General features: G+C 58.1%; 24 protein-coding genes. 9 read left to right on the top strand and 15 right to left on the bottom strand.

The annotated features are described in order from the left end of the window. Window positions 1–6 precede the first annotated feature (6 nt). Window positions 7–222, bottom strand: coding sequence for a twin-arginine translocase TatA/TatE family subunit (locus tag AC2FNC_RS06170; protein WP_209503727.1), 216 nt, complete (start codon window positions 220–222; stop codon window positions 7–9). Window positions 223–444: 222 nt separating this feature from the next. Between AC2FNC_RS06170 and AC2FNC_RS06165 the strand changes: the two genes are divergently transcribed. Together AC2FNC_RS06165 and AC2FNC_RS06160 are read left to right on the top strand one after the other, a co-directional pair. Beyond that, window positions 445–750, top strand: coding sequence for a hypothetical protein (locus AC2FNC_RS06165; RefSeq protein ID WP_209503726.1), 306 nt, complete (start codon window positions 445–447; stop codon window positions 748–750). Window positions 751–771: 21 nt separating this feature from the next. Next, a complete protein-coding gene (locus AC2FNC_RS06160; protein WP_496714820.1) occupies window positions 772–1443 on the top strand; it encodes a helix-turn-helix transcriptional regulator in 672 nt (223 codons plus the stop codon). 61 nt (window positions 1444–1504) lie between these two features. Here the strand turns inward: AC2FNC_RS06160 and AC2FNC_RS06155 are convergent, their stop codons facing one another. The 8 genes from AC2FNC_RS06155 to AC2FNC_RS06120 form a co-directional block, all read right to left on the bottom strand. Beyond that, complete coding sequence (locus AC2FNC_RS06155; protein ID WP_496714819.1) at window positions 1505–2677, bottom strand: peptidoglycan DD-metalloendopeptidase family protein; 1173 nt, start codon at window positions 2675–2677, stop codon at window positions 1505–1507. A gap of 62 nt (window positions 2678–2739) precedes the next feature. Further along, window positions 2740–3390: a protein-L-isoaspartate(D-aspartate) O-methyltransferase gene (locus tag AC2FNC_RS06150; RefSeq protein WP_480517287.1), complete on the bottom strand. Its 651-nt coding sequence runs from the start codon at window positions 3388–3390 to the stop codon at window positions 2740–2742. Then, on the bottom strand, window positions 3387–4169 hold the full coding sequence (gene surE, locus AC2FNC_RS06145; protein WP_480473150.1) for a 5'/3'-nucleotidase SurE: 783 nt from the start codon (window positions 4167–4169) through the stop codon (window positions 3387–3389). Before surE ends, AC2FNC_RS06150 begins: the two co-directional genes overlap by 4 nt. 114 nt (window positions 4170–4283) lie before the next feature. Further along, window positions 4284–5351: an ABC transporter ATP-binding protein gene (locus AC2FNC_RS06140; RefSeq protein WP_496714825.1), complete on the bottom strand. Its 1068-nt coding sequence runs from the start codon at window positions 5349–5351 to the stop codon at window positions 4284–4286. Between the two features lie 107 nt (window positions 5352–5458). Further along, a complete protein-coding gene (locus AC2FNC_RS06135) occupies window positions 5459–6508 on the bottom strand; it encodes a methyltransferase domain-containing protein (RefSeq protein ID WP_496714818.1) in 1050 nt (349 codons plus the stop codon). 106 nt (window positions 6509–6614) lie between these two features. Further along, on the bottom strand, window positions 6615–7727 hold the full coding sequence (locus AC2FNC_RS06130) for a YhaZ family DNA alkylation repair protein (protein WP_496714817.1): 1113 nt from the start codon (window positions 7725–7727) through the stop codon (window positions 6615–6617). Window positions 7728–7729: 2 nt separating this feature from the next. Beyond that, window positions 7730–8509, bottom strand: a complete 780-nt coding sequence (locus tag AC2FNC_RS06125; RefSeq protein WP_480517295.1) for an SDR family oxidoreductase — start codon at window positions 8507–8509, stop codon at window positions 7730–7732. A 72-nt stretch (window positions 8510–8581) separates the two neighbouring features. Continuing rightward, window positions 8582–8944, bottom strand: coding sequence for a SnoaL-like domain-containing protein (locus AC2FNC_RS06120; RefSeq protein WP_480517297.1), 363 nt, complete (start codon window positions 8942–8944; stop codon window positions 8582–8584). Between the two features lie 109 nt (window positions 8945–9053). Here AC2FNC_RS06120 and AC2FNC_RS06115 point away from each other — a divergent pair, with 109 nt between their 5' ends. From AC2FNC_RS06115 to AC2FNC_RS06100, 4 genes are all read left to right on the top strand, one after another. Then, window positions 9054–10658 carry a peptide chain release factor 3 gene (locus AC2FNC_RS06115; protein ID WP_496714816.1) on the top strand — a complete coding sequence of 535 codons (1605 nt, stop codon included), beginning with the start codon at window positions 9054–9056 and terminating at the stop codon, window positions 10656–10658. Window positions 10659–10707: 49 nt separating this feature from the next. Further along, window positions 10708–11451, top strand: coding sequence for a hypothetical protein (locus tag AC2FNC_RS06110; RefSeq protein WP_480603398.1), 744 nt, complete (start codon window positions 10708–10710; stop codon window positions 11449–11451). Then, the gene (locus AC2FNC_RS06105; RefSeq protein WP_496714815.1) at window positions 11448–12377 is read left to right on the top strand and encodes a glycosyltransferase family 2 protein; all 930 of its coding nucleotides are present in this window, start codon (window positions 11448–11450) and stop codon (window positions 12375–12377) included. Before AC2FNC_RS06110 ends, AC2FNC_RS06105 begins: the two co-directional genes overlap by 4 nt. 186 nt (window positions 12378–12563) lie before the next feature. After that, complete coding sequence (locus AC2FNC_RS06100; protein ID WP_480553711.1) at window positions 12564–13910, top strand: DEAD/DEAH box helicase; 1347 nt, start codon at window positions 12564–12566, stop codon at window positions 13908–13910. On the opposite strand, the gene AC2FNC_RS06095 is transcribed toward AC2FNC_RS06100, so the two are convergent. From AC2FNC_RS06095 to AC2FNC_RS06085, 3 genes are read right to left on the bottom strand one after another with little or no spacing between them, the layout of a single operon-like run. After that, complete coding sequence (locus AC2FNC_RS06095) at window positions 13907–14809, bottom strand: EamA family transporter (protein ID WP_480553712.1); 903 nt, start codon at window positions 14807–14809, stop codon at window positions 13907–13909. The two genes, AC2FNC_RS06100 and AC2FNC_RS06095, sit on opposite strands and share 4 nt — an antisense overlap. 21 nt (window positions 14810–14830) lie before the next feature. After that, complete coding sequence (locus AC2FNC_RS06090; protein WP_480553713.1) at window positions 14831–15733, bottom strand: fatty acid desaturase; 903 nt, start codon at window positions 15731–15733, stop codon at window positions 14831–14833. Beyond that, window positions 15726–15929 (bottom strand): DUF2061 domain-containing protein, encoded by a 204-nt coding sequence (locus tag AC2FNC_RS06085; protein WP_267366130.1) that lies wholly within the window; start codon window positions 15927–15929, stop codon window positions 15726–15728. The genes AC2FNC_RS06090 and AC2FNC_RS06085 overlap by 8 nt, the downstream gene beginning before the upstream one ends. Before the next feature lie 108 nt (window positions 15930–16037). Between AC2FNC_RS06085 and AC2FNC_RS06080 the strand changes: the two genes are divergently transcribed. After that, window positions 16038–16907: a helix-turn-helix domain-containing protein gene (locus tag AC2FNC_RS06080; RefSeq protein WP_496714814.1), complete on the top strand. Its 870-nt coding sequence runs from the start codon at window positions 16038–16040 to the stop codon at window positions 16905–16907. 79 nt (window positions 16908–16986) lie between these two features. Continuing rightward, window positions 16987–17169: a hypothetical protein gene (locus AC2FNC_RS06075; protein ID WP_480493037.1), complete on the top strand. Its 183-nt coding sequence runs from the start codon at window positions 16987–16989 to the stop codon at window positions 17167–17169. A gap of 1 nt (window position 17170) precedes the next feature. Here AC2FNC_RS06075 and AC2FNC_RS06070 read toward each other — a convergent pair whose 3' ends face one another. The 3 genes from AC2FNC_RS06070 to bcoG form a co-directional block, all read right to left on the bottom strand. Further along, window positions 17171–17929, bottom strand: a complete 759-nt coding sequence (locus tag AC2FNC_RS06070) for an SDR family oxidoreductase (RefSeq protein WP_496714813.1) — start codon at window positions 17927–17929, stop codon at window positions 17171–17173. Then, window positions 17926–19392, bottom strand: a complete 1467-nt coding sequence (locus AC2FNC_RS06065; protein ID WP_480553888.1) for a carnitine 3-dehydrogenase — start codon at window positions 19390–19392, stop codon at window positions 17926–17928. Before AC2FNC_RS06065 ends, AC2FNC_RS06070 begins: the two co-directional genes overlap by 4 nt. Window positions 19393–19477: 85 nt before the next feature. Continuing rightward, complete coding sequence (gene bcoG, locus AC2FNC_RS06060) at window positions 19478–20392, bottom strand: 3-dehydrocarnitine:acetyl-CoA trimethylamine transferase BcoG (protein WP_480517312.1); 915 nt, start codon at window positions 20390–20392, stop codon at window positions 19478–19480. A 133-nt stretch (window positions 20393–20525) separates the two neighbouring features. On the opposite strand from bcoG, the gene AC2FNC_RS06055 reads away from it, so the two are divergent. Further along, complete coding sequence (locus AC2FNC_RS06055) at window positions 20526–21512, top strand: GlxA family transcriptional regulator (protein ID WP_480517314.1); 987 nt, start codon at window positions 20526–20528, stop codon at window positions 21510–21512. Window positions 21513–21559 lie beyond the last annotated feature (47 nt).

Raw genomic sequence — 21559 nt, 5'->3', positions numbered from 1 at the left:
CCGCGCTTACGCCTTGTCTTTCTCGGTTTCAGGTGTGACGTCCTTGGCCAGCTCAGAAGCGTCCTTTTCCAGCTCTTCCGAACCGTCCTTTACGCCCTTCTTGAACGCGGTGATGCCTTTGCCAACTTCGCCCATTAGCGAACTGATCTTGCCGCGCCCGAACAGAACCAGAACCACAACGGCGATAAGCAGCAGGCCAGGAAGGCCGATATTGTTGAGCATGTCTTTTCTCCTTTTTCGTCGGCACGTTTGCGCGCCGGGAACATGATCTGACTCAGTCTTTACGCCTCGATCGCTGGTCTCAAAAGGGATCTGCTCCGATTTGCCGGCGAAAATTGTATCAATCGCGTGAAATCTAAGGGGTCGCAATTCTCAACTGACAGGTTTATGTCAGTTGCTATCCGTTAGGGATTTGGCATCGAAACAAGGTCAATGGAGAATTAAATGACCCACGTTGCTGAAATCGTCACCTTCACCCTGGCCAATGGCACCACGCCGGAAGAGTTCGTGAAACTCAGTCAGGCCTCTGAGGCCTTTGTGCGCAGCGCGCCGGGATTTGCCCATCGGCAGCTTAGCCAGGGCGAAGATGGTCGCTGGACCGATTATGTTGTCTGGACCGATTTGAAGGCGGCACAGGACGCAGCCGCACAGTTTCCTCAACAGGAATGTGCAGCAGGCATGATGGCGGTCATCAATCCGGATAGCATCCAGATGCGACACGAGAAAGTACTATGGAACATGACTGCCTAAACGCAGTCAGAACGGCGTGTCATGCGCCGCACTGACCGCCTGTTCGATATCATCCAGATCCTGCGCGACGGAAAACTGCACCGCGCGCAGGACATTGCGGACCGGCTTGAGGTGTCGGTTCGCACCATCTATCGCGACATGGATACGCTTGTTGCCTCGGGCGTTCCGGTCGAGGGCGAGCGCGGTGTCGGCTACATGGTGCGCGAGCAGATCACCCTGCCCCCGTTGAACCTGACTACAGCCGAGCTTGAGGCGCTGAATCTTGGCATGGCCATCGTGGCCGAGGCCGCGGATACTGACCTGAAGGCTGCCGCACAATCGCTTGCCGACAAGATCGACGCTGTTTTACCAACGCAGGTCGTGGCCGAGGCGGATAGCTGGAAATTCGCGGTCTACCCATTTGCCGATGCCGCAAGGGGCCTTGCCCATATGGCCCCGATCCGTGCAGCCATCAAATCACGTCAGAAACTTCACCTGTCCTATCGCCGCATTGACGGCGTTTTGACCGAACGCACCATCCGCCCGCTCCAAATGGAATACTGGGGGCGGGTCTGGACCCTTACCGCCTGGTGCGAGCTGCGCAATGGATTTCGTGTCTTTCGCATCGACCTGATCGAAGCAGTTTCACCCCTTCCGGAAATCTTCGCCGACGAACCCGGAAAACGCCTGAGCGACTATGACCCGTACGCCTGACAGGCTTCATCTTTTCAGAAATACTCTCGCCGAAGGCAGGCCCGGTACGGGCCATCCAGCCTCACTTCAGATAGGGTTCCGGGTCCACGGACTCGAACCCTTTGCGGACTTCGAAATGCACATAGGCATCGTCGCCGCCCCGCAGTTGCGCCAGCTTCTGGCCACGGCGTACCTTATCGCCTTTCTTGACAGTGATCTTGTCGACATTTGCGTAGACAGTCAGAAGATCGTTGTTGTGCTTGACCACAATGATCGGCACCTGATCCGCGTCCGCGGTGATCGCCGCGACCGTACCGGCTTCGGCAGCTGTGACCGACGTACCCGGAGCGGCAGCGATGTCGATGCCCTCATTCTTGCCCTTGTCATAACCGCGAATGATAGTGCCGCCAACCGGCAGGGACAGCGCGGATGTGCGCGTATTGGTTGGCGCTTCGGCGGTCACGTCGGGGGCCTCGGCCAACGGCTCAACTTTCTCGTCCGGCAAGGGCTGCGTGGCGCTGGGTGGCGTCGGCGTCGGTGATCCCTGTCCCGGTTCCGTCACCTCCGTGGCGGGAACGGGCGCGGCACTAGCCGCATTTTGCCGGGGCACGGGCTGGTTCTTGACCGGAATCAACAAGTATTGACCTTCACGCACGGTAAAATCTGATCCCAACCCGTTCCATTCCGCCAGAGATTCAACCGGCACCTGGTAGAGGCGCGAGATTGTATAGGCCGTCTCACCCCGCTTGACCTTGTGCCTGACCGGCTCCGGCCCAGTTGAAATCGGCGCAGGCGTTGATGCCGGTTTCGCGGGCTCCAGGGTTGTGGTCTGAACCGAACCCGACGCCGGCACTTGGTCAATTGCAGACCCGGCGACCGACGCGATGTCCACGCTGCTTCCAGCACCGACAGTGCGTGGCAGGGCAAGAACCTCACCCTCTCTCAGCGTGTCCGTTGTCTGAAGGCCGTTGAAGCGCGAAAGCTCGCCCTCGGGCAGGCCAACCCGCGCGGCCACGTCCCGCACCGTATCGCCGCGGCGCGCCACGACCACCTGGTAATTCGGATAGGTAATGACGCCCCGGCTGTCCGGTGTCGGGCGGGATGCCGTCGCGGATTGCGCTGCATTGGTGGTCGAAAATCCACCGATCTGCCCACGAAGGTCATAATCCAGAGGTCCCTCGCACCCGGCCAAAATGGCCAGAGCGGCCACCCCGGTCGCACAGCGGCGCATTGCTGATTTGGATACTGCTTTCATAATTCTGTCCTCAACGCCTGCCCCTGTTGCCCGGAGTTCCGGCGACCAATTCTTTAAGCCTATTACGCCTCATCCTTTCCAAGCCCCTCCAGAAGGGGAACGAAACGGACCGACGTTAATTCGTCATAATCCAGACCATTTTCGGTGCGCGTCACTTTGATCAACTGCTGCACCGCGTCCGACTGGCCCACGGGTAGAACCATAATACCCCCGATTTTCAGCTGCGCCAAGAGCGGGCCCGGAGGATCCTCGGCTGCGGCTGTGACAATGATCCGGTCAAAAGGGGCTTGTTCCGGCAGGCCAAATGACCCGTCAGACAACATAGAAGTGATATTCGTCAGGCCCAGATCGGCAAACAGCTTGCTTGTTTCGCTCACCAACCGCCTGTGGCGTTCCACTGTATAGACCCGGCGGGCCAGTTTGGACAGGATCGCCGCTTGATAACCTGAACCTGTCCCAATCTCGAGCACCGTGTCCCGTGGTCCAACGTTCAGGGCCTGCGTCATCAGACCTACGACCGACGGTTGACTGATCGTCTGACCGCAGGAAATCGGCAACGGCATGTCCTCGTAAGCGCGCCCTGCGAACAGGCCGGTGACAAAGCGACCGCGGTCCACCTGCTCCATCGCAGCCAGCACGCGCGCATCCGTGACCCCCCGTTTGCGCAGGGCAAACAGGAATTGCATTACGGTTTCAGGGTCCAGTCCGCTCATTCGACCGCCTTCAATGCCTCCAGCATGTCATGCGCAGTCAGGTCAGCGCGCATCGGCGTGACCGAGATATAGCCTTCCAGATTGACGGCCGCATCCGTTCCGGGTGCGGTCGGATTGTGTTGATAGCCACCCTTGATCCACAGGAACCGTCGCCCCGAAGGCGAACTGTGCGGTTCGACCGAAAAACGCGTGTCGCGCCGAAACCCCTGCGCCGCAATCCGCGTGCCCAGAACATCGTCTGCCGGAACCGGTGGGAAATTCACGTTGTAGAACAGCCGGTAATCATCTTGTTCTGCCGGAGTTGCGTCCAGAATCCGGCGCACCAGATCTGCACCATACCGGGCGGCTGCCTCAAACGGGTCGTCGAGGCCCAGGTTGCGGGGGCCAAAATATTGCGACAGGGCAATCGCTGGGACGCCCTGCAATGCCGCTTCCATCGCGCCGCCGATCGTACCGGAATACAACGTGTTTTCAGCCGAGTTATTGCCCCTGTTCACGCCCGATAGAACCAGATCGGGAGGGGTATCCAACATAACGTCGTGAAGCCCTGCCAAAACACAATCCGCAGGTGAACCTTCGGCTGCAAAGCGCCGCTCGCCCAGCTTGGCGACCATCATCGGGTGGGTATAGCTGATGCAATGTCCGACCCCGGACTGTTCAAACGCGGGTGCGACCACCCAGACCTCTCCATCCGGTCCGGCCAGTTCAGCTGCAATCGCCTCAAGCGTGATCAAGCCCGGGGCATTGATCCCGTCGTCATTGGTCAGAAGAATTCGCATGTGCCCGATTTACCCCCGCGTTTGGCTCTTGATAGACCCGGGCCTGCGTTGCGGCAAGCGACGCGGCCCCGCAATCTGAGGTTTTCGCGCACCACTCGGGTGGAAATCGATGGATCAGCGCCTTGTTTCGGGGAAAACGAAGCACTTGTCGCGGCGGATGGTCAGCCACATCACCCGGCCCGGACTGGGCACAAACACGTTTGGAACCGTAGCCCTGAGGATCGAGCCATCATAGTCCATGCGAAACTCTACCAGGCTTTCATTTCCCAGAAATCGCGCGCGTTCGACGACACCACGGGCCGCAACACCGTCTGTTGGTGTCGGCAATGGCCCCCTGCCGTTGCGGTCAAAGTCCAGCTTGATGTGCTGAGGGCGAAAGACGATCTCGACATCCGTACTATTCGGAATGCCCGGTGCCAGGAACTGACCAAAGGGCGTATCCGCCAATGCGCCATTCACTTGCGCCCGCAAAACGTTGACATCACTGAAAAATGCCACCGCCGCCTTATCCGCGGGACGCGTATAGACGTTATAGGGCGCGCCCTGTTGCACGATCTTGCCACGCCGCATCAGGGCGATCTCGTCGGCCATGCGCATCGCTTCTTCCGGCTCGTGCGTGACCAGCAGTACAGCGGCATCTTCTTCCTTGAGAATGGCCAGCGTTTCGTCACGGATACCATCACGTAAACGGTTATCGAGGCCCGAAAAGGGCTCGTCCATCAGCATGATGCGCGGGCGCGGCGCCAGGGCACGCGCCAACGCCACGCGTTGTTGCTCGCCACCCGATAGTTGATGCGGAAAACCATCGATGAATCGCATCAGGTCGACCTTCTGCAACAACTCCTCGACCCGGGCGCGTTTTTCGTCCTTGCTGCCCTTCAGACCAAAGGCCACATTTTTAGCCACACTCAGATGCGGGAACAGCGCAAAGTCTTGAAACATCAGACCGATCTCGCGCCGTTCCGGAGGCACCCGGAAGACGGTGTCGCAGATCAGCTTGCCATCAACATAAATCTCACCCGAGTCCTGCATTTCGACCCCGGCGATCATGCGCAACGTGGTGGATTTCCCGCAGCCCGACGGCCCCAGCAGACAGGTCACCTTGCCTGCCTGAACGGTCAGTGAAACATCATCCACAACAACCCGGCCTTCAAACCGACGGATAATGTTGCGAATTTCCAGACGCGGTGGAATTGCGTTACCTGTCACCGATGGACCCCGTTACCTTTCCCGATCAAATCCATCGGGCTTGAGCGGGGATAGCAACCCCGCCCCTCAGGTGCAAGGGATCAGCAACACCCGCCAGAAGCGACAGATGCACCCATGGCTTCAAACGGGCTTTCGCCACCACAGCCTTCGAAAATACCATAATGGGTCGAAAAATCGCCGATAAAGTCAAAATGACGGGCAAATCGCGTATCTTTCAGCATCATCCAGGTATTGCCGCAAACCGGAAACACCTTGCCGGCTTCTATAACGTGGTGGTCATCCAGACCAAATTCATGCGGTGCGTTTGGCACGGTTCCCTTATAGATCACGGCTTGCCCATAATCTTCACAAGCCGGTTCCAATGCAGGTAGTTTGAACAGACGGTATGTCGCGGACAGGAACTTCAACGGCGCAACACGCTCTTCCAGTACGGGATTTTCGATCGTCAGCGGACGATGTGTCACGCGGCGCGGGTCGCCGAAACCGGCCGTTCGAACCATTGACAGGAAATCATTCCAATAAAGCGCGCCGGACAGGCACTCGCCATAAAGAACTTCGTCTTCGGCCATCGCCTGCGGAATACGGCGGTCGGCATAGACATCCGAGAAATACATCTCGCCGCCCTCTTTCAACAACCTGTGTGCGTCGCGCAGAACCGCATTCTTATCCGTGGCCAGGTTGATGACACAGTTCGAGACGATGATATCGAACGATCCGGGTTCCAGATCAAGCTCATCCAGTTTTTCGATATAGCCATGATGGAATTCCACATTGCTGCGGGCATATCCAAACGCCTCGGCGTGATAATCCTGATGCGCGCGGGCGACGTCCAGTTGTTCGGGCGTCATGTCGACACCCACGACCCGGCCCGTCTCACCGACCATGGCGGACAAGGCATATACATCCCGCCCGGCCCCACACCCCAGATCAAGGATCGACATGCCTTCAAGATCAAGTGGGGCAATCAGACCGCAGCCATAGTAGCGAGTCAGAACGTCGTCATGAATCTTTGAAAGGATCTTTTTGACATGGTCGGGCATGTCGTCAGGCGTGCAGCACGCATTGGTCTGCAAGTCAGCACTGCTTTGCAGGACTTCACCATAATAGTTCTGCACCGATTCATGTTTCATCGCGCTTTTCCCTCGCAAATGGTCATGTCCGAGCTAATGCAGCCGCCGGGGGTTCGCAATCCGGGGAAGGCGTTTTTGACGAAAGCGTGAGCGGTCCCGCGCGGTTTTACCCAAGCAGGTCGAAGTCCACGCCTGCGCGAATTTTGCCATTTACCTGAACCTCCAGCAGGTGTGCGCCGGGAACCAACTTGAACGTTGTGGCATCACCCTTCAACTTGTGGCGTTTTTCCAGCGTCAGTTTCCCGTTCTTCAAAGCCGCCTGCTTCAACTTGTGCACCTTGGCTGAGATTTTCCCGCCAGGTCTTTGAAAATGAATGATATAGTCAACCAGAACTGGCAGCTCTCCGACCCCTTTCAAAGCGACGGAAAAGGCCAGAGCGTCACCAATCCGAGCTTCCGATTTAAGGTTGACCGCGACCTCGATGTCCGCGTCCGGGTCATAGCCTAACATCTTCATTGCTTCGGGATGCCCCGCTTTCACAAGCCCGCGCAGGGTGTGTGACGTCATCCAGTCCAGTTCGTCCTGAGTCTGATGACCCTGGTTGCGCCACGCCTTCAGACGATCCAATACCAGATCCGGGTCTTTCTTGGTGATGTCATTCAGGTGATTGGATACGGACCGGGTGACATATCGCGTCGCATCCATGTGCAAATTGTCCAGCAACGGCAGCGGGTCCTGCAAACCCAATGCAACCGCCTGCCCCCATGGCAATCGGGGGCGCGTGCCTTCGCTGACCAACCTGCGCACATGGTAACTGTCATGAGAGCACCAGTCCTGCATCCGCCGCAATACCCGGTCCGGGTCGTGGTTTAGGAACGGTCGGATTGCCCATTCCATGGAAAACCTCTGTGTCAGTTCCTCCATCATGTCCAATGCCAGATCGGTATGCTCAAGTCCTATGGTCGCCACCCACTCACCGACCGGCGCAAAGATGAAATCGCCAAAGTCGTCATCATTCTTCGTTGGGTCCAAAGGTGCAGGCAAGGCACGCAGGATCGTCGGGGCAACAGCAGGCAAATCACCGGGTACCGCCTGTTGCAGGCATGTGGCGATCCAGATGATCCGATCCTTCAGCTCTAACTCCAGCAATCGCGACATGACCGCAGATCGGAATGCCGGGGCATCAAATTCTGCATGAGAATTGGAAAACAAACCGCTGAGATAATTTACTTTCTCAGCGTTGAACATCTGATCTTTCAACGAAAACCCTTGTGCCATGGTCACATCGTCAAATTGGTTGCGCCACCATCCAGTAGAATGTTCTGACCAACGATGAACCCCGCATGTTGAGAGCACAGGAACGCGCAGGCAGACCCGAATTCCTGCCGCGTTCCATAGCGTCGCGCGGGAATGGTTGCCGAACGGTTTGCGCGTGCGTCTTCGATCGAGATGCCTTGCTGGGAAGCCACGCCGCTGTCCAGCGCATCCGCACGATCCGTTGCGTGAATGCCGGGCAGCAGGTTGTTGATGGTCACACCATGCGGTGCAACCTGGCGTGAAGTTCCTGCGACATATCCGGTCAAACCCGTGCGGGCTGCATTCGAAAGCCCCAGCACCGCAATTGGCGCGCGCACGGATTGTGAGGTGACGTTCACCACCCGCCCCCAACCTTTGTCCATCATTCCGGGAAGCAGCGCTTTCATGAACGCAATGGGGGTCAACATATTGGCATCCAGCGCCTTGATGAAATCATCACGCTCCCAATCCGCCCATAACCCCGGCAGCGGTCCACCGGCATTTGTCACAAGAATATCAACGCCCTGCGCCGCTTCGATCACCTTCGCCTGCCCTTCCGCAGTCGTCACGTCACAAGCGACTGTTTGTACCTCGACGCCATGCTCTGACCTGAGGCGTGCCGCCTCGCTCTCCAAAGCGTCCGAACCACGCGCATTCATCACAAGATTTACGCCAGCCTCAGCCAAAGCCTCGGCACAGCCCAAACCCAGCCCTTTGCTACTGGCACAGACCAGCGCGCGCTTTCCTTTTATACCAAGATCCATCGGATCCTCCCTGTCAGTCATTGCCGCATGTCTAGCATCGGCCAGACAGGGAAGACCAGAAATGGCTTGGGATCAGTAGAAGAACTCTTCCCGCACGATCTTGCCATCTGCGACGTGATAGACACCCACTTCACGCATATCGAAGGATTCGCCGGTTTCCTTTACCTTGCCCTGCACTTCAAAAATCACCGCAAAACGGTCTTCGCCGTGTACAAACGGATCGCTGACCGAAGCGCCCGAAACCTCGTGGGCGCCTTCCCACCATTCATGCTTGCCTCGGATCGCATCACGCCCCTGTATTTCGCGCCCCATGCCTGAGTAATCGACCGCTTCAACAGAAACTGCGTCTGACGCATACAATTTCTCAAGATTTTCCTTGGCGCGGTCCTCGCGGCAGCCGGCCACCAACTCGTTGGCAATCTCTTTCAAATCCATTGGTCTTCTCCACAATTTGTTCACTATATGTTCTTATTGCCACAAGCCTATGATTCGAACCAGCCCCTTTGTCTTGCTTTGGCAGGATTCCCCGCCTATACGCGCGGTCATGCTTGATACCTCGAACCAACCTACCCTGCCGCCCGAGATTGCCCGTCGCCGGACATTCGCCATCATCTCGCACCCGGATGCGGGCAAGACGACGCTGACGGAAAAGTTCCTGCTTTACGGGGGAGCCATTCAGATGGCTGGTCAGGTGCGCGCCAAGGGCGAGGCACGGCGGACACGCTCGGACTTCATGCAGATGGAGAAGGATCGCGGCATCTCGGTCTCGGCCTCGGCAATGTCCTTCGATTACGGGAATTTCCGGTTCAATCTGGTGGACACGCCCGGCCACAGCGATTTCTCGGAAGATACCTACCGCACGCTGACGGCCGTGGATGCGGCCGTGATGGTGATCGACGGCGCGAAGGGTGTCGAAAGCCAGACGCAAAAGCTGTTCGAGGTCTGCCGCCTGCGCGATCTGCCGATCCTGACATTTTGTAACAAGATGGACCGAGAAAGCCGCGATACGTTCGAGATCATCGACGAAATTCAAGAGATGCTGGCCATCGACGTCTCCCCCGCCGCGTGGCCGATTGGCGTGGGTCGCGATTTTATCGGCTGTTACGACATGCTGCGTGACCGGCTGGAGCTGATGGACCGCGCTGACCGTAACAAGGTGGCTGAGAGCATTGAAATTAACGGGCTTGATGACCCGAAACTGTCGGAACATGTTCCTGCGCATCTGCTGGAAAAGCTGCTGGAAGAGGTTGAGATGGCGCGCGAGTTGCTGCCCGCGCTGAACCCGCAGGCGGTGCTTGAAGGGCATATGACCCCGATCTGGTTCGGCTCGGCCATCAACTCGTTCGGCGTCAAGGAACTGATGGAAGGCATCGGCGCTTATGGACCACAGCCGCAGGTGCAATCAGCCGAACCCCGCCAGATTTCTCCGAATGAAAAGAAGGTCGCGGGCTTTGTTTTCAAGGTGCAGGCCAATATGGACCCCAAGCATCGCGACCGGGTGGCATTTGTCCGCATGGCATCAGGCCATTTCAAACGCGGCATGAAACTGACCCATGTGCGGTCGAAGAAACCGATGGCGATTTCAAACCCGGTGCTGTTTCTGGCATCTGACCGGGAACTGGCTGAAGAGGCCTGGGCCGGGGATATCATCGGCATTCCCAACCACGGCCAGCTGCGCATCGGTGACACGCTGACCGAGGGTGAGGCGCTGCGCGTCACCGGCATCCCCTCTTTCGCACCGGAACTGCTGCAAGGCGTCCGTGCGGGTGACCCGATGAAGGCCAAGCATCTGGAAAAGGCCCTGATGCAGTTTGCCGAAGAAGGCGCGGCAAAGGTGTTCAAACCTTCAATTGGGTCAGGCTTTATCGTGGGTGTCGTCGGCGCGCTGCAATTCGAGGTGCTCGCCAGCCGGATCGAGATGGAATACGGCTTGCCTGTGCGTTTCGAGGCGTCTCAGTTCACCTCGGCCCGCTGGGTCAGCGGTGACAAGGCCGAGGTCGAAAAGTTTGTGAATGCAAACAAGCAGCACATCGCGCACGACCATGACGGCGACATTGTCTATCTGACCCGGCTGCAATGGGACATCGACCGGGTGGTTCGGGACTATCCCGCCCTGAATCTGACCGCCACCAAAGAGATGATGGTGTGATCCAACTGACTGATTGCACAGCCGAGTCAGCCTGTGCAATTCTGCGCGCATGAACAAGGATGAACTGACTTTCCCCGGCGGTCTTCCAGACATGCTGGACAGGTATGAAAACCGGCGCAGCCCGTTTCAGTTCGGCACCACCTCTTTGCCTGACCTTGACATTGACCTTATTGAACTGGCCGGTCGAACATTGCCCGAAAGTGCGACTGTGCCCCCGCCGAAGCCCAGTACAAGTTGGGATCGCAAGCGTGCTCAGATTGCGCGGGAATTTGTCGGAAACTCGGAACTTGCCTTCCTGAATGCCCAGCTGATCTCGAACTTGCGAAAGCGGTCCTTCCCGCGTCACGCCCCGCTTCTGTTTTGTCGCCTTTGGGACGAACAGTCGGACCACCTTCTGTCCACGCTTGATTTGCGATGGCTGGTCTCGTCGGTTCAGACCTTTGCGGACCACGGTCAAACTGCAACTCAGCGCGAGGTTGGTCACGCTTTGCGCATGTTGTTCGGCATGATGAAGCTATATGAGTTCGAAAGGCGCTTTTCGGGGCTGACCCCGGAAACACCGTTTCAACACCAGAATTTGAGAAGTGTCCCGCTGCCCTTTCAGATGAAAGGGTTTTCCCTTGGAAGTGGCGGACTGGATGTCAATCTGATTGCTCCGGTCTGGACCAAGGCCCTAAGCGATACCACCATCGCGCCGCTGGTCGATCACTTGATGACCGAGCTCAACAGAGATCCCGGCGGTATCTTTCGGCGCCTGAAACGCATGCGCGAAGTGCGCGCGCAGCGCACATGACCACATGGGGTGTCGTGTCGATGGTCAGGGGCCCGACCGAAGATGTCCTTCGGTTCGTGGCCCATCACCTCGATCTGGGCGCCGAGACCATCTATATCTATCTGGATGAGCCGAACCAGCGCACGTTCGAGGCGCTGAAGGCACATCCCGGTGTTTGCGTAAAGGTTTGCGATGACGCCTATTGGCAAAAGCTAAAACGCACGCGACCGGAAAAGCACCAAGTTCGCCAATCGGTCAACGCGACATACACCTATCGCGACACGCACCTGGATTGGCTGGTCCATATCGATGTTGACGAGTTTCTGTGGTCGCCGACCCCAATCTCGGATGTGTTGCGCGATATCCCGGCCAAGGTTCACGCCGCCCGTGTCCGCCCAATCGAGGCGCTGGCAGGCGGTGAAGACCTGTACAAGGCTCATGTGCCACAAAGCCCGGCCCGTACAGAGTTGATTGAGATGCTTTATCCCAACTATGGGGCTTTCGTCCTTGGCGGGTTCCTCAGCCATGTACAGGGCAAGTTGTTTGTGCGCACGGGATTGAAACGTCTGAGTTTTCGTATCCACAACCTGTTTCAGAACGGGAAATTGCGGCCGTGCAATTACGAGCTTGCACAGGTCGATCTATGCCACCGCCACGCGCCGGACTGGGATCACTGGATCGCACACTATCCGTTCCGCATGGATCGCGGCTCGTATCAGGCTGGTATGGCTCCGAATGCCCCTCGCGAGATGGGCGGGCTGAACAAGAATGAATTGCTCAGCTGGATTGAAAGCGAACACGGCGAGGATGGGCTGCGCGCGTTCTTCAACGAGATGAGCGGCGCTGACCCAGAAGTCCGCGCCCGGCTGGAGCAGAATGGGCTGATCCGCCACCGCGCATTGAATCTGGACGGGAAACTGGCGAAACACTTTCCCGGAAGCTGCTGAATTGTTGCGCAAAACTCGAACCTGTTTCAATCAAACCAAGATTCTGCGGTCTTCATTTGACCCCGACCCACGTATTTGTTATGTCCGCGTCCAAGCCGATATGCCGCATCACGGGCATGGCCATCCGGGCCCGGCACATCTTATACGCGCGGGCCAGGTCAAGTGTCCGCATTAAACCGGACTTACATGACAAAATTTAACGAACTGAACCTGAACCCGAAGGTCCTCAAAGCCATTGAGGAAGCCGGATACGAAACCCCAACTCCGATCCAGGCAGGTGCGATTCCACCCGCATTGGAAGGGCGCGATGTTTTGGGCATTGCCCAGACTGGTACTGGCAAAACCGCCAGCTTTGTTCTGCCGATGATCACACTGTTGGCCCGCGGTCGCGCACGTGCACGCATGCCACGTTCGTTGGTCTTATGCCCCACGCGTGAGCTGGCAGCGCAGGTAGCGGAGAACTTCGACACCTACACCAAGCACCTGAAACTGACCAAAGCACTGTTGATCGGCGGCGTCAGCTTCAAGGAACAGGATGCCCTGATCGACCGGGGCGTCGACGTTCTGATCGCCACGCCGGGCCGTCTTCTGGATCATTTCGAGCGCGGCAAACTGTTGCTGACCGGTGTTCAGATCATGGTGGTGGATGAGGCGGACCGGATGCTGGATATGGGGTTCATCCCCGATATCGAGCGCATCTTCTCACTGACACCATTCACCCGGCAGACCCTGTTCTTCTCGGCGACAATGGCATCCGAGATCGAGCGGATCACCGATACGTTCCTGTCGGCCCCTGCCCGGATCGAAGTGGCCCGGCAGGCCACCGCATCCGAAACCATTGAACAGAGCGTCGTCATGTTCAAAGGTGGGCGCCGTGACCGCGAGGCCAGCAACAAGCGCGGCCTTCTGCGCGCGCTGATCGATGCCGAAGGTGACAAATGCACCAACGCGATCATCTTCTGCAACCGCAAGACAGATGTCGACATCTGCGCCAAGTCGCTGAAGAAATACGGTTACGACGCCGCCGCCATCCATGGCGATCTGGACCAGTCGCAGCGGATGAAAACATTGGATGGATTCCGTGACGGGTCCTTGCGCCTGCTGGTCGCCTCAGACGTGGCGGCACGCGGTCTGGATGTTCCGGCTGTCAGCCATGTGTTCAACTTCGACGTCCCCAGCCACCCCGAGGATTATGTGCACCGCATTGGCCGCACCGGTCGCGCCGGGCGCGAAGGCAAGGCCATCACAATCTGCTCGGGACGCGACGAAAAAGCACTGGTTGCGATCGAAAAGCTGATCCAGAAAGACATCCCGCGCATAGACAACCCGGTTCAGGAAGAGCCCAAGCCCGAACAGCCGAAGCCCGAGAAAAAGGCTAAGGCCCCCGAAAGCATGAAAGAAGGTAAAAAATATCGCGAGCCGAAGGGGCACAGTCGTGGGCGCAAGGAAGGCACCGGCCAGACCGTCGTGGGCATGGGAGATCACCTGCCCAGCTTCATCGCGCTTAGCTTTGACGAGCGTCGCGCCAGCTAGATTGCCAGCACAAGCGCTAAAATCGAGAACCCAAGCAACATCATCCCGGCGATCTCGCGCCGGGTGATCGTTTCTCGGAAGAATAGGATCGAAGCCATGAGGCTAAAGATCAGCTCTACCTGCCCCAGAGCTTTGACGTAAGCCGCATTCTGCAAGGTGAAGGCCCAGAACCAGCAAAACGAGCCACCGAGGCTGGTCAGGCCGACGAACACTCCGGTATTCCGCGTCTGCCAGACTGCGTGCAGTTCTGCGCGGTCGCGCCACAGCAGCCATATCCCCATGCTGGTAAACTGGAATGTCACCACCACTGCCAGTGTTACCAGCGCCCGGAACCACGCATCGATATCGCCCAGTTGCAGTGAAGCCCCACGATAGCTGACGGCGGAAAACGCAAACAAAACACCTGATCCAAGCCCCAATTGCGAAGCCCGATTGGTCAGATGGCGCCACCAGGGTCCGTCCCCTCCGGGTGTTTTTGACAACAAAAGCACAGCCATCAACCCCAACAGGATCGCGATCAATGCGCCGCGCGATACACTGTCCCCCAAGACCAAAAAGCCAACAATCGCGGTCTGGATCACTTCGGTTTTCTTGAAGGTAATTCCAACGGCAAAATTGCGTTGTTTGAACAGCGCCACCACGCAGATGGTAGCAAGGATTTGCGCTGTCCCGCCGATAACCGCGTAAAGCCAGAACAAACTGCTGAGCTGGGGCATACTCGCCCCAGTTAACTGCAACGCAACACATAGCCCGATAACGGCCAATGGCATAGAATAGGCAAACCGCGCAAAAGTTGCACCTGCAGCAGACAGCTTCACGCTGGCCAGGGACTTTTGCAGCATGAAACGCACAGTCTGAAAACTGGCGGCGGCTATGGTGACAGGAATCCAGAGACTCATGCCACCCGTTGTGTCGATAAATCAAGGCTTTGGCCAGAGAGGATGTGGCACAGGGTCTTTTGCGCGAACGAAATACTGCCGGAAGATCTGTGTATAGGACCGGTAAACATAAGCCTCATTGCAAGCCAAGTACCTGTCCTTTCCGTCCCGGTACAATGCAGGTAGGCGATACCAAGGAGCGGCCGGATTCATATGATGAACGACGTGCAGGTTATTGTTCAGAAAAAGAAAAGCCAAAGGTCCGCGATCTTCGATGATTACCGTGCGGGCGCGGGATTTTTCATGTGCACGATGTTCAAGAAACGTGCGGATCTTCAAAAGCGACAACCCCAGATAGGCTGCGATCAGATAGGCCCAGGCCGGCATGGCCGATTGCGCAACCACCCACAGCACCGCCGCCGCACCGGGCAAATGCAAAGCCCATCCTAGCAGGATCGCCTTGTCCCCGCGCATAAATCCACGCCATTCGTCCCGCATAAACAGAACCTGACCAAGAGCAGGACCCAACACCATCCGCCCCAACAGCGTGTTGTTCAAGCTCAAGATCATCTGCGCCAGCCGCGGCAATCCCGACCAGATATGCGGGTCCAGATAATTCGATTCCGGGTCGTCATAAGGGTCCGTCAGGGTGGCATCCTGATGATGCGCCAGATGCAGGTCCCGAAAGCGGCTATACGGAATGGCCAATGTCAACGGCAGTGCCATCAACGTCTCGTTCAGCCATTTGGCACGAAAGGGGTGCCCATGCAGGGCTTCATGCGTCAGTGACGAATGCAGAGCCGCAACGACACCCAGAGCCGGGACTGCCAACCACAAGGATGCAAGCGCCAACCAAAACAAACCGGCAAGCCATGCCGCATAACACAAGACAATCAGGAATAACGTGCCCCATTCGGGTGATTTGGGTGCAGTGGGATCAGCCATTTCGTCCCCACGAAATGTTCGCCCAGATTCTTTCGTAAATCACGTACATCGTCAGGCCGATGGCCGTGTTCACCAACGCCAGCGCCCCTCCTACAGCGGCCGAGCCTGTTGCCAACAAGCCCACCATTGTCATGATCGCCAACCCCATCGCATTCCAAACGATTGCTTTCACGACTGATCTTCGCCGCGTTTCCATTCCGAACCCCGTTCCTTTTTCTTACTCAAAAGCGTTACATCCGGACCCCAGTATTGGAAATTCTGAATATGATTAACAAAATTCAACAACAGTGATAAAAATCATGACATGCAGGGAAATATCGACAAGCGCGATCGCGCCTCCCAGTTTCGTCTCCGCCTAGCCCGCGCGATGGAAGAGCGCCATGTCAGCCAAAGTGCCCTTGCGCGCTATATTGGCGTTGACCGCTCGACCGTTTCCCAATTGCTGACAGATAATGGTGCTCGGTTGCCCAACGCACATGTTGTTGGCGGATGCGCAGCGGCGCTTGGTGTATCGGCCGACTGGTTGCTGAGCCTTTCCGACAGGCCGGAAAGCGCGGCTGAGCTTCTGGCAAGCTCGCTGACCTTTACCGAGGCCCCCCGCGCCCTTGTCGATGAACGTATCTTCGAGTGGCATCAGGAGGCCGCCGGGTACAAAATCCGCTATGTCCCGGCCACCTTGCCCGACATGCTCAAGACGCGTGCGATACTGGAATGGGAATACGCCCCGCATCTGGGCCGGACCGCTGATCAAGCCATCGGCGCGTCGGCGGATCGTCTGACTTGGATGCGCAGCGCCCAGTCGGACTATGAGATCGCCATGCCGTTATTCGAAATCGAAAGCTTTGCAAACGGCACCGGGTATTATCAAGATCTCAGCCCAGAGGTTCGGCTGGAACAGATCGATCACCTGTTGGCGCTGTGCGAACAGCTCTATCCGCGGATGCGCATCTATCTGTTTGACGCAAAACGGCTTTATTCGGCACCGGTAACGATTTTCGGCCCGCTACTCTGTGTATTCTACGCGGGAAGTCACTATATGGCCTTCCGCGACCGGGATCGGATCGAGACATTCTCACGCCATTTCGACACGCTGGTACGTGAGGCCGAAGTGGTCGCCCGGGATTTTCCAAACCACCTGCGTTGCCTCAGAACGGCGGTTTCCCGCGACGGGTGATGCAGCAGCGCTCAACCTGTGCTATTTTACTATGGCGCGAACCATAAGGCATTCCGAACACAGACGGAGGAGCACAGGAATGGACGCAATTCAAACCGCTCAATACGCACGTGCACTTTTTGCCGCCCATGGAGACCAAGCCGAGGCCGAAGCCGCGAAAAAAATGCGCGACTGCGAAGCTGCCGGGAATCGGCAAGAGGCCCAGGACTGGCAAGCGGTCCGTCGGACCATCCGCCAGATCCGTGGTCCAAACCAAGGCTGAGTTACAGTTTCGGGTCCGGGTTGACCGTGTGACCATCCACCGCGATCACCTGACCTGAAACCAGACGTGCCGCATCCGAGGCAAGGAATACTGCCATATTGGCGACATCCTGCGCTTCGACGAAGCGCCCCATTGAGGTGCCAGAGGCATAGCCCAGATAGACCTCGTCACGGGTCATGCCCTTGGCTGCGGCTTCACGGGTCAGGACGCCTTCCATCCGAGGGCCTTCAACTGCGCCCGGACAAATGGCATTGGCACGAATGCCATAGGGCCCCAACTCCATGGCCAGCGTCTTCATCAACCCAATGACGGCCCATTTTGCCGACGCATAGGGCGCACGGAACGGGTAGCCATACTGCCCGGCTGTCGACGAGGTCAGAATTATACTGCCCGCCCGCGCCGATTTCATCAGCGGCGCTGCATATTTTGCCGCCAGAAAAGCACCGTCCAGATTGACCGCGACACAAGCACGCCACGCGTCCAGATCAATTTCCTCAATAGCATTTGTCGGGCCGGCAATACCGGCATTGGCGCAGAGCACATCCAACCCGCCCGTCGACCTGATGGCGTTAAATACCGCGCGCATGTCAGCCTCGTCCGCAACATCCGCTCGGTGCCTGGTCCAATGTTCGGGCAAAGAATCCAACGCCGCCTGATCGATATCCGTGACCCGGACGTCATAGCCAACAGCGTCAAACGCCTCGGCCATGGCCCGGCCGACGCCTGACGCGCCAGCCGTCACCAGAACCCGGCGCGTCATGAAGGCTTCCTGATCGCCGCGCCTGCGCCTTCGGGGTAAGGCAACCCGGCCTGAGCCTCGGCAACCCGCGTCATAGCTACCTCAATTTCAGCAGATGGCGGGCTGGGGCGACGGGTTTCCAGACTGACATGCAGCAGAAAACTTTCGCCCGTGGCCAGCAGCTTGTCGCCCTCGTACATGCTGTGGAACACGTGCAGCTTCTTCCCCTGCCCCAACAGCATCTGCGTGCGCACGTCGATTTTGGCACCAGCATGAGCTTCATCCACATAACGGATATGGTTCTCCGCCGTGAAATAGCTGCCACCCGAGGCGATGTAATCCGCATCGCATCCAATGATTTCCATGAACCGATCGGTGGCGGCGGCAAAGGCTTCCAGATATTTCGCTTCGTTCATGTGGCCGTTGTAATCCGTCCAGTCCAGAGGAACAGCCCGCGACAGGGTCAGGATAGGCTGGCTCAGGTCCGCTTGATCCAGCGTCGGCAGCGCTCCGGGTTTCAACCGTGCATCATGTTGGTTCAGCACCGCACCCGCGCCGTAATTCTGCGCCTTGAGGGCCCGCATCATACCGACAAGGTTGTTATCGCGAATGCGCTCCAGCTCTCGGATCGAATGCATCCCGGATTGTGCGTCAGATTGATTGGCGATCAAATCGACCAGTTCGTCAGTGAACTCGGGAACATCCATCAACTTGGTCCAAGGCCATTTCAAGGCAGGCCCGAACTGCGCCATGAAATGCCGCATCCCCGCCTCGCCCCCGGCCACGCGGTAGGTTTCGAACAGACCCATCTGCGCCCAGCGGATGCCGAAACCCATACGGATGGCCTCGTCAATTTCTTCGGTTGTCGCGATGCCATCCTTGACCAGCCAAAGCGCCTCGCGCCAGACAGCTTCCAGGAACCGGTCGGCGATATGCGCATCGATCTCTTTTCGGACATGCAACGGGAAGAACCCAAGCGATTTCAACAGGTCCTGGGCCTGTTTGATCATCTCGGGCGGGTTCTTGTCCGTTGGTACAAGCTCGATCAAAGGTAGCAGGTAAACCGGGTTGAAGGGGTGCGTCACCACGATCTGCTCGGGGCGCAGCGCTCCGTCCTGAAGTTCGGACGGCTTGAACCCGCTTGTCGAGGATCCAATGATCGCGCCCGGATCGCAAGCCTCCTGCAAGCCTTTGTAAACCTTCAGTTTCAGATCCAGACGCTCCGGCACGCTCTCCTGTATCCAACGCGCACCCTTAACCGCTTCGGCCATGTCGCTGTGAAAGCTCAGCGCACCCTCGGCTGGCAACGGAACGTCACTCAGCCCCGGCAAGGACCGTCTTGCGTTGTCCAACACCTCGCCAATCTTGCGTTCCGCCTCGGGATCAGGGTCAAACACCCGCACATCCCAGCCATTGAGCAGGAACCGCGCAGCCCATCCGCCGCCGATAACTCCGCCCCCAATAATTGCCGCCGTTTTCATGATTCCCCACCTACTGGCTGCTCATGTTTCATCTTTTTAGAAATACTCCGGGGGCTTGGGGGCTGGCCCCCAAAAACCTGCGTGTCCATTATTTTGCAACAGGTGCCTGCTTGGTCAGCCCCAGCTTCGCACGGACTTCGTCGGGGCCGATCACGCGCGCGCCCATATTCTCGATGATGGATCCTGCACGTTCCACCAGTTGCCAGTTCTCGGCCATTACGCCCTTATCCAGCCACAGGTTGTCCTCAAGCCCAACGCGCACATTGCCGCCCGCCAGAACCGAAGCCGCGACAAACGGCATCTCGTTCCGTCCCAGCGAAAACGCGCTGAAGGTCCAGTCATCCGGCACGTTGTTCACCATCGCCATAAAGGTATTCAGATCATCCGGCGCGCCCCACGGTACCCCCATGCACAGCTGGACCAGAGCGTTGGGTGCCAGAATCCCTTCCTTCACCAGTTGCTTTGCAAACCACAGGTGGCCAGTGTCAAAGGCTTCGATCTCGGGCTTGACACCCAGATCGGTCATCATCTTGCCCATGGCGCGCAATGCCCCGGGCGTATTCGTCATAACATAATCTGCCTCGGCAAAGTTCATTGTGCCGCAGTCCAGGGTGCAAATTTCGGGCAAACATTCTGCAATATGCGCCACGCGTTCCGATGCTCCGACCATGTCCGTGCCCGCGGCCACTGGAAACGGGTTTTCAACACCGCCGAACACGATATCGCCGCCCATCCCGGCCGTCAGATTCAATACGACGTCCACATCAGCGTCGCGGATGCGGTCCGTTACCTCGCGATACAGATCCAGCCGGCGGCTTGGCACGCCGGTCTCAGGGTCACGCACGTGGCAGTGAACCACTGCCGCCCCGGCCTTGGCGGCGGCAATCGCGCTGTCGGCGATCTGCCGCGGTGACCGCGGCACATGCGGACTGCGGTCCTGCGTTCCGCCCGAGCCGGTTACGGCACAGGTAATGAAGACTTCGCGGTTCATTTCCAGAGGCATGGTGTTTTCCCCAAGTTATACCCGGTTCTGCCTTGGGTTTTCCCCAGGCTTTTCCCCGGATTCCGATTTGCGTTCTGACCCGACTCTGGCGCAGCTTTGGGAAACCCACTTGGCAATATGCGAATCAAACTTGATGAAATCCGCAAAAAACATACTGCAACCGGAACACCGCGCCCTAAAAACTGCGGTGCTTGTACTGGACGAATGCAACACGCTCAGCTTTGCCTCTGCGGTGGACCCGATGCGGGCCGCGAACCGTCTGGCGGACCGCCCGGCCTTTGACTGGGACTATGTGACCGCGACGCCAGAACCCGCGGTGCTTACCAGTGCGTTGCAAGTGCCCGGTATCCCACTGGCCCGGTTGCAATCCTGCGACCTGATGATCGTGGTCGCCGGTTTCCAACTGGCCCGCCACGCCACCCCCAGCCTGCTGGCTGGTCTGCGGCGCATCGCGGGCACAGGCGCAACGATGGCAGGCATTGATGGCGGCCCGTGGCTCCTGGCCGAGGCCGGGCTACTGGATGGCCATCTGGCAACAACCCATTGGGAAGACCTCGAAAATTTTGCCACCCGGTTTCCCGAAGTTGATGTGCGCACTGATCGCTTCACCGTTTCCGGCAACCGCCTGACTTCGGGTGGCGCAATTCCGGCTGTAGAAATGATGCTGCACATCATCGCCGCCCGTCACGGCGCAAGTTTCGCCGCGCGCGTTGCAGGCCTGTTCCTTTACGATGGCGCTCCGGACCCCGGAAAACCGCAAAGCCGCACAGGCGCGCCACATCGCCACACAGCGCTGACGGCCAAGGCCAACTCGATGATGCAGGCGTCACTGGATGATCCCCTGCCGCTGGCCTTTATCGCAGACCGCCTGGGCACCAGCCCACGGACGCTGCAACAACAGTTCCGCCTCCGCCTGAACACCACGCCGCAGGACCACTATCTGCAACTGCGCCTGGCCGAGGCCCGCCGTCTGGTCACCGACACCGACATGCCATTGATGGATGTGGCACTCGCCACCGGCTTCGCCTCACAATCCAGCTTTGCCCGCGCTTTCCGCACCGCCCACGGTCAATCGGCCCGCGACCTGAGACACGAACGCGCGCATCCCACCCATCACTGACCGGATCCCCCTTCATCTGGCCAAAAATATCCCGGGGGCGTCGCCAA

The organism is Ruegeria sp. BHSA123 (assembly GCF_059613425.1).
The sequence above is the reverse complement of the archived record's forward strand: the minus strand, read 5'-3'. Positions and strand labels throughout refer to the sequence as shown.